General features: G+C 68.0%; 12 protein-coding genes. 1 reads left to right on the top strand and 11 read right to left on the bottom strand.

Features of this window, described 5'->3' with window-relative positions:
* Positions 1-11 precede the first annotated feature (11 nt).
* The 8 genes from ACFO6V_RS17415 to ACFO6V_RS17380 all read right to left on the bottom strand — a co-directional run bounded on the left by ACFO6V_RS17415 (position 12) and on the right by ACFO6V_RS17380 (position 8228).
* On the bottom strand, positions 12-1346 hold the full coding sequence (locus ACFO6V_RS17415) for a right-handed parallel beta-helix repeat-containing protein (protein WP_377137353.1): 1335 nt from the start codon (positions 1344-1346) through the stop codon (positions 12-14).
* Positions 1333-2295 carry a glycoside hydrolase family protein gene (locus tag ACFO6V_RS17410; protein WP_377137351.1) on the bottom strand — a complete coding sequence of 321 codons (963 nt, stop codon included), beginning with the start codon at positions 2293-2295 and terminating at the stop codon, positions 1333-1335. The genes ACFO6V_RS17415 and ACFO6V_RS17410 overlap by 14 nt, the downstream gene beginning before the upstream one ends.
* A 10-nt stretch (positions 2296-2305) precedes the next feature.
* Positions 2306-3352 carry a LacI family DNA-binding transcriptional regulator gene (locus ACFO6V_RS17405; protein WP_377137349.1) on the bottom strand — a complete coding sequence of 349 codons (1047 nt, stop codon included), beginning with the start codon at positions 3350-3352 and terminating at the stop codon, positions 2306-2308.
* An 81-nt stretch (positions 3353-3433) separates the two neighbouring features.
* Entirely contained in the window at positions 3434-4270 is an 837-nt protein-coding gene (locus ACFO6V_RS17400) for a carbohydrate ABC transporter permease (RefSeq protein ID WP_377137347.1), read from the bottom strand.
* Positions 4267-5121 (bottom strand): carbohydrate ABC transporter permease, encoded by an 855-nt coding sequence (locus tag ACFO6V_RS17395; RefSeq protein ID WP_377138167.1) that lies wholly within the window; start codon positions 5119-5121, stop codon positions 4267-4269. Before ACFO6V_RS17395 ends, ACFO6V_RS17400 begins: the two co-directional genes overlap by 4 nt.
* Before the next feature lie 142 nt (positions 5122-5263).
* Entirely contained in the window at positions 5264-6589 is a 1326-nt protein-coding gene (locus ACFO6V_RS17390) for an ABC transporter substrate-binding protein (protein WP_377137345.1), read from the bottom strand.
* A gap of 513 nt (positions 6590-7102) precedes the next feature.
* Complete coding sequence (locus ACFO6V_RS17385; RefSeq protein ID WP_377138165.1) at positions 7103-7846, bottom strand: alpha/beta hydrolase; 744 nt, start codon at positions 7844-7846, stop codon at positions 7103-7105.
* Positions 7847-8000: 154 nt separating this feature from the next.
* The gene (locus tag ACFO6V_RS17380; protein WP_377137343.1) at positions 8001-8228 is read right to left on the bottom strand and encodes a hypothetical protein; all 228 of its coding nucleotides are present in this window, start codon (positions 8226-8228) and stop codon (positions 8001-8003) included.
* A 114-nt stretch (positions 8229-8342) separates the two neighbouring features.
* On the opposite strand from ACFO6V_RS17380, the gene ACFO6V_RS17375 reads away from it, so the two are divergent.
* Positions 8343-9386, top strand: coding sequence for a YdcF family protein (locus tag ACFO6V_RS17375; protein ID WP_377137341.1), 1044 nt, complete (start codon positions 8343-8345; stop codon positions 9384-9386).
* A gap of 205 nt (positions 9387-9591) precedes the next feature.
* Here the strand turns inward: ACFO6V_RS17375 and ACFO6V_RS17370 are convergent, their stop codons facing one another.
* Genes ACFO6V_RS17370 through ACFO6V_RS17360 form a run of 3 tightly spaced genes read right to left on the bottom strand, consistent with a single transcriptional unit; the run spans position 9592 to position 11812 of the window.
* On the bottom strand, positions 9592-10272 hold the full coding sequence (locus ACFO6V_RS17370) for an MFS transporter (RefSeq protein WP_377137339.1): 681 nt from the start codon (positions 10270-10272) through the stop codon (positions 9592-9594).
* Complete coding sequence (locus tag ACFO6V_RS17365; RefSeq protein ID WP_377137337.1) at positions 10269-10856, bottom strand: TetR/AcrR family transcriptional regulator; 588 nt, start codon at positions 10854-10856, stop codon at positions 10269-10271. The genes ACFO6V_RS17370 and ACFO6V_RS17365 overlap by 4 nt, the downstream gene beginning before the upstream one ends.
* Positions 10853-11812, bottom strand: a complete 960-nt coding sequence (locus ACFO6V_RS17360; RefSeq protein WP_377137335.1) for an LLM class flavin-dependent oxidoreductase — start codon at positions 11810-11812, stop codon at positions 10853-10855. Before ACFO6V_RS17360 ends, ACFO6V_RS17365 begins: the two co-directional genes overlap by 4 nt.
* Between the last annotated feature and the right edge of the window lie 29 nt (positions 11813-11841).

Raw genomic sequence — 11841 nt, 5'->3', positions numbered from 1 at the left:
CCGGCGTCGCGCTACGAGCCGATCGTGGGTGTGGCCCGCACCGCGTTGACACGCCTGTCCGCGACGACCTGTGCCTCGGTCCCGGAGTCGAGGACCGTGTTCCGAGCTGATTCGGGATCGACCATGACCGTCGTGACGACAAGGCCGTCCGAGGCATCGGTCGCGAGCAGGGCATCCACCTGCGCCGCGAAACAGGAGTCGCTCGTCGCGGCATGCACGTCCAGGGCGACGACGTGGTTGCTGGCGACGTAGTTGCCGGATCCCACTGCCACCCGGATGATGACCGGCGTCGAGCCGACCGGCCGGATGCCCTGCGCATCGACGATCTCCGAGAAGTGGTTGCCGATGACGGAGTTGTTGCTGCCGCTGACGCGAAGAAGCCCGTAGGTGTCTTCCCGTCCGTTGTCGATCCCCAGGAAAGGCGTCCAGGGCTCGTGGTCCCGCAAGAAGTGATTGGCGGACACGAGGTTCTCCGAGCTCGTCGACTCAAGGACAACCATCCCCGGGTAGAACGAGTGCAGACGGTTGTTGCTGATGCTCGAGCGGGTGACTCCGCTGAGGTGAACACTGCTCGCTCCGCGGGGAAAGACGTTGTTCGCGGTGATCAGCAGCCCGCCATGGTTTTCGGCGTAGATCGAGTGCCCCTTGAAACCGGCTCCGATCAGGTTGTCGGTGATCTTGGATGCTTGCCCCCACCCGCGCAGCTCGACGCAGCTGCCGCACTCGGCGATGAAGTTGTCGTGGATCGAGAGCGCGTCCGCGTTGTGCATCACAAGAGCGTGCTCGAGATACACGAACCCCATGCCGTTGACGCGGAACGAGTCGTTGGCGCTCGCGACGTGGATGCCCGTCTTGCCGTTGACGTAGGTGTTCTCCGGTTGCAGGTCCGAGCCGTCGGGCTCGAAGTGCAGTCCGTCGATAAGGAAGTTCGCGAACTCGAGCGAGCTGATACGTGGGCTTCCATCGCGCTCGACGTAGAAGGCGGCGCCCCTGGACTCGTCCACTCCTGCGCCAGGGGCCAGATCGACGAGAACGCGGCTGCCTCCGGGCCACAGCTCGTGCAGGTCCGGCCACTCGTCCTCGGGGACGTTGAACCGGATGCTCGAGGACGTGAAGCCGTGCCCGGCCCCTTCGATCCGGAGGAAGCTGATGTCGATCACGACCTGCGTGCGCAGGCGGTAGTCACCCGGCGGGATGTAGATGACGGCGCCGGGCCTGCCGCCGTCGGCCGTGACTGCCTGCCGTTGCTTGACGTCCGCGATGATGCTGTTGATGACCTGGCCGATGTCCCAGGCCGGATCCCCGACGGGCCACGTCGTCACGTCGTAGTGGTTAGGACCTGGCAAGAGCGCTGCCCTCCAGGATCGTGAGGCGTCCGTCGATCCACGCGACGGGCTGTGGGTCGGTGATCTCTCCCACCCAGCCGCCGTGTCCGTCGTCGTTGCGGAAGGCGAGGAACTGCCAGCGCCCGGCCCGGTCCTCCACCAGCCGCCCGACGTACAGGTGCTCGTCGGTGACCCGGTACGACTCCTCGGTCCTGAACGGCCCGGCGAGCGTGTCCGTCGGGAACGCCCAGATGCCGCCGACCGGATCGTCCCCGCGCCGTGCGCGCGAGAGCTCCGGTCCGAGGCAGGAGAACAGGCCGACCGGCCGGCCGTCGACGTTCACCGTCTGCACGACCTCGATGTGACCGAAGCCCGCACCGGGTCGAGAGAGCGGCGGCTGAACGGTCCACGCCGTCAGGTCGGGCGACGTGGCGTGACCGATCACCCCTCGGTCGTCGGCGTCGCCGTGGTTCGCACGCGCGGTGATCAACATGTGCCAGGTCTCACCGTCGCGGAAGACCCATGGATCACGCCACGCCTGATCTGGCCACTGCCGGGTCTCGGCTGTCTCGTACCACTGCGGGTCCGGTACGAGAACCTGCCGTCCGGGCTCACGATGCCAGGTGAAGAGATCGGCCGAGACCACGGAGCTGATGCGCTGACTCAAGCCTCCTTCAGCTCGGCTGACCGCCGTGTAGAACATGCGCCACATCCCGTCGTCCTGGTGCACCACGGACCCGGTCCAGGTCGCGAGGTCGTCGAACGCCGGCGAGTCGTCGGGAAGGACTGCGTCCGCGTGCTCGGTCCAGCTCGACAGATCCGTCGACGTCGCATGCCCGATGGTCGCCCGCCAGTGTCGCCGGTCGGGATCGACGAGAGCGCGTGATGCCTTGAGGAAGAAGAGGTGATAGCGGTCGCCGTCGTCGGCTGTCCAGAAGTCCCAGACCCAGGAAGAGGCAAGTCGAAGCATCGTGCACCTTTCAGTCGGCGTGTGGCGCGGCGACTGAACCTCGAATGACGAGTGGGCAGTCGAGAAGCGTGGGTTCGTCGGCGAGCAGCTTGCGGTCGGCCTCGCCGTGGAGGAGACGTACGAGGGTTTCGACCGCCCAGGCGCCCATCTCGTAGTGCGGCAGGGCGACCGTGGTCAGTCCGGGGAAGAGGTTCGCCGCGATCAGTTCCTGGTTGTCGAACCCGACGATCGAGAGGTCGTCCGGAATTCCGAGGCCGAGCTCTGTCGCCGCCCGGTAGGCGCCCATCGCCATCCGGTCGTTGTAGCAGAACAGGGCTGTCGGGCGGTCGCTCCGGCCCAGAATCTCCCGGGCCAGCTCGTAGCCCGGAAGCGTCTCCGACGGCCCCGACAGGACGAGCGAAGCGTCGTAGGGAATCTTGTGCTTCTCCAGCACGCTTCGATATCCCTCGAGCCGGCCATGGGTGGCCGGCACGTCGTCATCGTTGTTCAGAAAGCCGATCCGGGTATGCCCGGCTTCGACGAGATGCGTGACTGCGGCGATCGCGCCACCCACCTCGTCCGGAACGGCGGCGGGGACGATCCCCGCCCTGTCGGTCGAGTCGATGAGGACGGTGGGGAGTCCTTGCAGATTCGGCGGCAGGGACACCATCCGGTGGTACATCGTGGCGTACAGGACGGCGTCGACCTGCCGGTCGATGAGCGCCTGGACGTCGTCCTTGTGGGCATTGGGGCCGGACTCCCGATCCGTGTTGATGATGACCAGGGTCAGGTCATGCTCCCGTGCCGCATTCTGAGCGCCGAGAATGATCCGGCCCGCATGCGGCGTGGTCGCGATCTCCTCGCTGAGCAGGCCGATGAGCCCGGAGCGGTTCGTGCGCAGCGCCTGCGCCGCACGGTTCGGTCCGTATCCGAGAGCCTTGGCGGCTTCACGCACGCGTACCCGCGTCTCTTCGGCGACCCGCGTGTGAGGAGTGTCGTTGAGGACGTGCGAGACCGTCGTCACCGATACGCCGGCCAGCTTGGCGACATCCCGGATTCCTGTGCCTTTCACGGCCATAGTTCTTCCTCCTCCGTCGCAAGGGATTGGTTAATGCGCCGAGTGTCTATATGCATTCTCGTGTTTCTCATAGGTCGCGAATTATCCCTTGACCGCGCCGAGGGTGAGCCCTGCGACGATGTGCCGCTGGAGGAAGAGCGTCAGCAGGATGACGGGGATCGAGTAGACCGCTGCGAGGGCCGTCATCCCGCCCCAGTCCAGCCCGAACTGGCTCTGGAAGTTCGCGATCACGACAGGAGTCGTCTGGGCACGCACGGAGGTCAGCAGGAGTGCGAACAGGAACTCGTTCCAGGAGGCCAGGAAGGCGAAGATCGCCGTCACCGCGAGCCCTCCGGACACGAGAGGCAGGACGACACGCACCATCGCCTGCGGACGGCTGCAGCCGTCGATCTGCGCGGCTTCGCCAAGCTCGTCCGGTACCGCCTCGAAGAAGCTCGCCATCAGCCAGATCGACAACGGGAGCGAGATGGTGGTGTGCGCCAGCGCGAGCCCGAAAGAGGTGTCCGTCACCCCGAGGCTGCGCATGATCTCGACGAGCGGCGCACCGACCGCGATCGTGGGGACCATGCGCGTGACAAGTGCGGCGACGACGAATACCCGACCGCTCGGTGTGCGGAACCGCGTGATCGCATAGGCGGCGGGCACGGCGAGAACGAGCGAGAGCGCAGTCGAGATGACCGCTGTCACCACGCTGTTGATCAGCGCGGCCGGCACACCCTCACGAGCGAGCGCGGATACGTAGTTCTCCAGAGTCAATACCTCGGGGAACACGCTCGGCGGCACTGCGATCGCATCGAGCGGCGTCTTGAAGGACGTGAGAAGAAGATAGACGAACGGAAAGCCGTAGAGGATGATCGCGGCCGCAAGAAGAAGCCAGAGGACGATGCGGCTGCGTCCGCGGGTTTCAAGTGGATTCATCGTGCACTGCTTCCTGGACGCCAGATGAGGGTGATTGCGGCGATGGCGACTGCCAGCATCACGACGAGGTAGACGGTGCCCATCGCACTGGCGAGACCCGGATCGCCGAATCTGGTCATGGTCCGGTAGATCAGAAGGCTCAGCGTCGTCGTGCTTCCCTGCGGCCCTCCATCGGTCTGGATGAGGATGATGTCGAAGGCCCGAGCCGCATCGATGCCGCGCACGATGAGGGCGACCGCGATGACCGGTCGCAGCAGCGGGATGATGATGCTGAACAGGATGCGCGGGTACTTGGCGCCGTCGATCCGGGCAGCCTCGATCACGTCTCCTGGGATGTTCTGGAGACCGGCGAAGAGCACGAGGGTGATGAACGAGGTCGTGAGCCAGATGTCCGGGATCGCGACCGAGAACAGCGCGATGCCGGGGTCGCTCAGCCACTGGACCTGATCCGGCCTTGAGAGGATGCCCGCCTCGAAGAGCAGCTGATTGACGATCCCGAAGTTGTCGATGAGAAGGAAGCGCCACAGGAGGCCCGCCACGACGGGGGCGATCATGAGCGGATACATGAACACCGTGCGGAACACGGCCGAGCGCTGGCCGAGCGCGGTGAACAGCAGAGCGATGGCGAGTCCGAGGACGAACTCCATGCCGACGACGACGAGCGTGTACGCCACCGTTCGAACCGACGCCGACCGGAAGGCGTCCGAGGCGAAGGCCTCCGCGTAGTTCGCGAGCCCGACGAATGTCCTCGGTGCGCCGGCGAACGGAGAGATCTCGAAGAAGCTGTCGTAGATGAATCGCGCGAGCGGCCACAGTACGAACGCCGCGAGAAACAACACTGCCGGTGTCATGAGCAGCAGGGCGAACCGGCGATCGCCTAGTTCCTTGCGGCCTGTTCGCGGGCGGCCCGAGGCCAGAACGGTGTGCGCCGTCCCGGCCCCGGCGTGGCGGGAAGAGGTGTCCACGGGTGATGTCTCCTGAGCTCTGGATCGCCTACTCGACGATCGCTTCGATCTGACCCTTGGCCTCTTCGAGGAGCTTGCTGGTGTCCGCGCCGGGCTCGACCGCCTTCTGCAGCATCGGCACGAGCGCCGAGTCGACGATCTCCTGCCAGTTCTCGGTTGCCGGACGAGGCAGCGACCGGGGCGACTCGAGCGTGGCGACCAGCGCTGGATAGTTCTCGTATCCGGCCGTTCCCGCTTTGCTCTCGAAGGCGCTCTTGCGAGCGACGAGGCCCAGCGACGTGTCGGCGGAGAGGTCGTTGTGCTCGTAGGCGAACTGGATGAAGTCCTTCGCCGCCTCCGGGTTCTTGCCGGTGGACGGCGCCGAGAGATACCAGGCGCCCGGGACGCCGGCCACGCCGCCCGGTCCGCCGATCATGGGCGCCACGCCGATGTCGTCCTTGACGGGCGAGTCGTCAGGGGTCTGCCGGTAGGCATGCCCCCAGAACCGCATCATCGCGAGCTGCCCCTGGTAGAAGAGATTCTGTGATCCCGCCCAGTCCAGCTGAGCAGCCCCGGAGGGGGCGTACGGAAGCAGACTGACGTAGTAGTCGAGGGCAGCCTTGTGCGCTTCGTCGTCGATGGTGATCTCGTTGGTCTCGGCATCGAGGACCATGTGCTCCTCGCCGGCCTGGGACACGGTGGCCAGCCACTCGGTCTCCACCGCAGCCTTGACGTCGGTGCCGTAGAGATCGGTCTCGCCGTCGTCGTCGGTGTCGCGCGTGAAGAACTCGGCGGCATCCTTGTACTGCTCCCACGTGGTGGGGGGAGCGAGCGGATACCCGTACTCCGCCTCGAAGTCGGCCTTGTTCTTCTGGTCCTCGAAGAGATCGGTGCGGTAGAAGAGGATCTCGGAGTTGGTCCATACCGGCATCCCGACGAAGTGGCCGTCCACCTGGGCCTCGGTCACGAGACCACCGAACAGGTCCGACTGCACGTCGTCGGTGACGATGTCGTCGATCGGTGCGAGTCCCGGTGCGAAGGCCGTCAGCCAGATGGCGTCGAGCGCGGCGACGTCGAACGACGGCTCTCCCGCCTTCAGCTCCGACGACACCCGGTCGTAGAGGCCGGCGTACGGGAGCTCGACGAGCTTGACCTCTGTGCCCGTCTCCTCCCGGTAGAGGTCGGCCACAGGCTGAAGCTCGGCCTTGCCACCTCCTTCGACCACGACGGTCAGCGTCTTGCTGCCTGCGGTCTGCTCGGCTGTGCTCCCTCCGCCGACGCCGCAGCCGCTCAGCACGAGGACTGTGGCGCCGACTGCTGCGGCGGCAGCGGGGGCGCGCCGGGCGCGGCCCTCTGCGTGCATACGAAACTTCATCTCCGGACTCCACTCGTCATTGAGGTTGCGGTGCAGACTCTCGGTCGCCAAAACGTATTGGCAAATCGTCTTGGCATGAGACTAGCGGGGCGGTCCGCATCGTGCAACGTTCGGATCTCTGGCTGCTGGCGGACGGCGGGAATTGGGTCCGCGATCGCCAGGTCGCGGGCCCGGCTGATCGCGGAAGTCATCCCTGGGCGTAGGGTGCCGAGCGGGATATGGCGCATCAGCGCAGGAAGGTTCGGGTCGAACGGGATGGCGCCCGGCTTGGCCCGGCTCGGTTGGGGACCTGTCATTCTTCAGCGGGAAGTTGGCGTCGCCTGTTGGTCGTCAACCAAGGGGCCTAGGTTCGGTGGTCACGGGCTGCGGGTGAACCCTGACCGCAGGTGGCGAGAAGGCAGGGCCTGGCTGCTGGGACTGCCGCCGCCAGGTTCCCGAGGGGGCATAGTCATGCAGGCCTGGACGAGACGGATGTGGTCTGCGGGCGGTCGTCGAACCGCAGGCGGTCTCCCGTCAGGCTTCGAGCGCTCTCCGGATGAACTCGTCCCGGGTCGCTATGGAGGCCTGCGAGACGGCCGCGTGTGTCGCCATGTCGGAGCCGTGGAACGCGCCGCCCCACATGTGCAGGTCGACGCTGACTCCCGCCTGGGAGAGCCGGGTCGCGTAGTCGACGGCCTCGTCACGGAACACCTCGACCGAGCCGGTGTCGATGTAGGTGCGCGGCAGGCCGGTGAGGTCCTGGGCGCGCGCCGGAGCGGCGTACTGCGAGACGTCCAGGCCACCGCGCCGCTGACCGAGCAGGCTGGTCCAGCCGAACAGGTTGGCGTTGCGGTCCCAGACGCCCTCGCCGTCGAGCATCTGGCTGCTGTGCGTCACGAAGCGGTCGTCGAGCATCGGGCAGAGGAGTACCTGGTGGCTGAGCGCCGGGAACCCGCGGTCGCGGGCCAGGAGCGCGGTCCCTGCGGCGAGGCCACCACCGGCACTGCCGCCGAGGAGGATCAGCCGGTCCGGGTCGATACCGAGCTCGACCGCGTGCTTTCCGGTCCAGACCAGCCCGGCGTAGCAGTCCTCGACGGGTGCGGGGTCGGGGTGTTCCGGTGCGAGGCGGTACTCGACGGACACCGCGACGGCGTTGCCCTCGGCGACGTACGGCAGGAGCAGTTCCATCCCGGTCCTGCGGTCGCCGCTGATCATGCCGCCGCCGTGGATGTTGAAGATGCCGGCCACGGCCCCTTGTACGCCGGTCGGGCGGAGGATGAGCAGCGTGATCTCCGGTTCGCCGTCGGGTCCAGGGACCTGGCGCTCTTCGACGTGGACACGGCCACCCGCTGTCAGGTCCGATGAGCAGGCTGATCCTGCTCCCCATCCTTGACGCTCCCCGCCGGACCCGGCACCCGCAGATGGCGGGAGATCAGAGGACTGGACCCGCCATATGGCTGGCTACCAGGTAGGGCTCGCCAAGGCTGAGCTTCCGCTCGGCTGGGTCATCCAGCACCCAGGCATCCGCGCCTGCGATGAAAATCTGCAGGATCCGAGCACCGGACTGTGCCAAGTGTCTGTCCAGACATCCCGACGAGGTTTCAACACAGCCGAAGGCGCGTGAGAGTGCTCGGGTGCAGATAAAGCTGAAGGTCAACATCGCGAGACGGTAGACGTGGTCCGTGGCGCAGCAGGGAAGCATCTGGCCCGAGCGACGATCCTGCCGTCACGACGTCAGCGAGCCGTCGTACCTGGTTGTCCCTAGGATCGAGCGGTGCTCGGATCCTTCGCCCTCGCCCTCGTCTTCGCTGGCGCCGGTCTCGTGCTCGCCCGTCGCGATCCTCGGCGGCTCCTGCCGGGGGTGCTGCTCGGCCTCGCGGCGACGTCGCTCGTGGCCTGGCTGGTAGGGGGTGTGCTCGAGCTCGGCGCCGCGCTCGCGGGGCTCGATGACGGGACAAGGAACCTGGCCGGCGGTCTGCTCATGCTTGCCGTGCCGCTCGTGGCGGGTGTCGCGCTGGGCGTCGCGCTCGTGATCAACGGCATGACGATGCGACGCCGCGAACGCCGGTCTCTCGCGAACGCGCTCTCGCTGCTGGTAGGTGTCGCCATGCTCGGTGTGCTCGCGGTCGGCGTGCTTGCGATATGGACGGGCTGGCTGCAGCTGGCAGTCGTGCTCCTGCTCCTGATCGCGCCGGTCGCCTACCTCGGGTCGGCGTTCGCCGCGTACCTCGGCTGGTCGCTCGTCTATGCCCGGCTCGCGCGTCGAGCAGCCACGCCGGCCGCCGTCGTGGTTCTCGGCTCCGGGCTTGTCGGAGGGCGGGTGCCACCGCTGCTTGCTCAGCGTGTCGCGCTCGGCGTCGAGGTCCAGGGCAAGCAGCACACGCCGGTACTCGTGCTCTCGGGCGGCCAGGGCGCCGACGAGCCGCGCAGCGAAGGGGAGGCGATGGCCGAGTACGCGCGCGAGCTCGGTGCTCCTTCCGAGCGCATGCTCGTCGAGAGCGCGTCGAGGACGACCGAGGCGAACCTCGCGCTCTCACGGACGCTGCTCGCCGAGTCCGGTGTCGAGGGACCGCTGCTGGCTGTCAGCAACGACTATCACGCGTTCCGTGCGGCCACGTTGCTCCGCAGGCTCGGCATCGACGGGCATGCCATCGGTGCACGCACCGCGCGCTATTACCTGCCGAGCGCGTTGCTGCGCGAGTTCATAGCGTTGCTGCGTGATCACCGTGTGCTCAACGCGACGGCGCTCGGCATCCTCATGCTGCCGGTCGTGGCGTTCGTCGCCTTCTCGCTCGTCCGGCTCCTGAGCAGTATCTGACGTCACCGGTTCCTGGCCGAGCCTGGCCGGGTGCTATCACCGGAGAAGTCTGTGGCGATCGCTCGACTGCTTTCGTCTCAGGTGGCTTTGTCGGGTGACAGCAGCCGGAGTCAGGCCGTCAGGGACAGCACGTCGGGGCCGATCACCGGGACGCTGCCCTGTCCGCTCCAGGAGCCGCAGGCTGTCGTGAGTGGGCGTGCCGGGCTCAGCGGTCCAGGCCCACGGTGCGCGGCTCGGCCCATACCGCTACGGCGGCGCGGAAGCTCTGCATGATGGGCGCCCGGCGGCGCAGGTCCGAGCCGGGTTCCCGGCCGGCCGCCGGTGCGAGGTTCCGCACGAGGAAGACAGCCGCACCAGCCGTGAGCACTGCGACGGCCGTCAGGTGGGCGGCCACCGGAAGCCCCACCGTGCTCGCGGCCAGCCCCAGCAGGCCACCGATCGCGATGCCCAGGCTGTAGGACCCGTGCAGGCCCGGCACGACCACTCTGCCGAGCGCGGTCTCGACGTCGACGCCCTCGACGTTCTGGCCGATCTCGCCCGATCCCATCCCGTACCCGAAGGACGCGAGCCCGACGGCGACGAGCCAGCCGAGCCCGGTTCCCGAACCGACCGCGACGGTCGCGCCACCGGCGACGATCGCGACCATGCCCCACAGCACGACGAACCGCGCGCCGCGCTGGGCCACCAGCGTGCCGGCAGCGGCGATGCCGACCATCGAGCCGGCGGACAGCCCGGCGATGACCAGGCCCATCTCGGCAGTGCTCGCATCGATCGCGTCCCGGATCGCGGGTGTGCGCGAGACCCAGGACGCCATGGACAGGCCCGTGACGAAGAACGCGATGAACAACGCGGTCCGACGCCGTTCCGCGGTCGGGCGCACGGTCACCGGGCCTCCTCCGCCGGAACCTCGGCGCGAGAGATCGCCGTGGGTTCGATCAGGCGGTACACGGCGCTGCGGACCCGGTCGACGTCGAACGGCTCGGTCGAGATGTGGCTGTGCAGCACCAGGCCCTCCTGCAGGGCGTCGATGACCGGTGCCGCCTCCGCGGGGAAGTGCCTGCGCAGCGAGGCACGGGACCGTTCCATCCAGGACTGGATGAGCACCCGGTAGCGCTCGTCGCGTACCGCCAGCGCGTACAGCTCCGCCGACAGCACCATGTCCCGTCCGTACCCGGCGCCCTGGGTGACGATGAGCTGGACGACCCGCTCGCGGGGGTCCTCGCCGTCGAGCGGCTCCGCCATGATCTGGTCGAAACGCCCGTGCATCTGGTCCGCCAGCCGCTCGAACGCTGCCAGCAGCATGTCGTCACGGGTCGGGAAGTGATAGGTCATCGACCCCATCGGCACGTCGGCGCCCTCCGCCACCGACCGGTAGGTCGCCCCGGCGGAACCGTCCCGGGCGATCAGGTCCAGCACCGCGTCCAGGATCCGCTCCCGCCGGCCGGGGTCGGTCCGCCGGGGCCGGTTCACAGGACGGCCGCGAGCTGTTCCAGCGCGGCGAGCGGGTCGGGACCGGCGGGTATGAACACGTTCGACGTCACTCCCGCCGCGGCCAGGCCGTCGATCCGCGCACGGACCTGGTCAGGCGTACCGGCGAGCGCGAGCTGCTGCACCCACGGCGCGGGCAGTCGTTCGACGAACTCGTGCCGCGTGGCGCAGTCCGCACGCAGCGCCGCGAACTCCGCCGCGAACGGCAGCGGAGCCAGGTGCGGAGCCCAGTCCGGTTCCCCGATCCACTCGAGGCCCGGCCGTGCGGTGGCGATGGCGACGTCCGGGTCCTGGTCGACGGCGGCAAGGTTGTACGCGACGACGCGGTGCGCGCCCTGGGCCGCGATCTGCTCACGCGCCGCGACCGCGTACTCGGGCGTGACCGGCTCCGCCAGCACCGTGCCGTCCGCCACCTGCCCCGACGCCGCGAGCGACCGCGGCCCACGAACACCGAGCAGGAGCGGCGGCACGGTCTCGGGCAGCGACGACTGCTCCAGCCGGACGCCCTCCACGCGCGAACCCGCGACCGTGCCGTCCAGGGTGTCTCCACCAAGGAGGGCACGCAGCCCCTCCGTGTACTCGCTCAGGAACGTCAGCGGACGCTCCGGCCAGCACCCGGCCTGCCGCATCCAGCCCGGCATGCCGTGCCCGATCCCGACCACCGCCCGCCCGGGGAAGAGCTGAGCGAGCGTCGCGATCTCCATCGCCGCGAAGGCGATGTTGCGCGACGCCGCGGGCAGGATCCCAATACCCACGTCGATGCGTTCGGTGGCGGCCAGCACCGCCGCGGCCTGCGTGAAACCACCACGGAAGCCGAGGTCCTCCACGACCCACAGCTCGTCGAACCCGATGCGCTCGGCCGCTCGGGCGTAGTCCAGTACCTGGTGCGCGGGAAGGTCGCGCGGCAGCATCACGCCGATGCTCGATGTCGAAGTCATGGGGCATAACTATCAGAACGCTCGTATAT

Source organism: Promicromonospora alba, from assembly GCF_042654905.1.
GTDB lineage: Bacteria > Actinomycetota > Actinomycetes > Actinomycetales > Cellulomonadaceae > Promicromonospora > Promicromonospora alba.
The sequence above is the reverse complement of the archived record's forward strand: the minus strand, read 5'-3'. Positions and strand labels throughout refer to the sequence as shown.

What these genes read in the sequence shown, in the direction of transcription:
- ACFO6V_RS17400 (WP_377137347.1), bottom strand. Translation starts at nt 4,270, where the DNA reads ATGAATCCACTTGAAACCCGCGGACGCAGCCGCATCGTCCTCTGGCTT.
- ACFO6V_RS17390 (WP_377137345.1), bottom strand. Translation starts at nt 6,589, where the DNA reads ATGAAGTTTCGTATGCACGCAGAGGGCCGCGCCCGGCGCGCCCCCGCT.
- ACFO6V_RS17410 (WP_377137351.1), bottom strand. Translation starts at nt 2,295, where the DNA reads ATGCTTCGACTTGCCTCTTCCTGGGTCTGGGACTTCTGGACAGCCGAC.
- ACFO6V_RS17380 (WP_377137343.1), bottom strand. Translation starts at nt 8,228, where the DNA reads ATGTTGACCTTCAGCTTTATCTGCACCCGAGCACTCTCACGCGCCTTC.
- ACFO6V_RS17405 (WP_377137349.1), bottom strand. Translation starts at nt 3,352, where the DNA reads ATGGCCGTGAAAGGCACAGGAATCCGGGATGTCGCCAAGCTGGCCGGC.
- ACFO6V_RS17360 (WP_377137335.1), bottom strand. Translation starts at nt 11,812, where the DNA reads ATGACTTCGACATCGAGCATCGGCGTGATGCTGCCGCGCGACCTTCCC.
- ACFO6V_RS17395 (WP_377138167.1), bottom strand. Translation starts at nt 5,121, where the DNA reads ATGACACCGGCAGTGTTGTTTCTCGCGGCGTTCGTACTGTGGCCGCTC.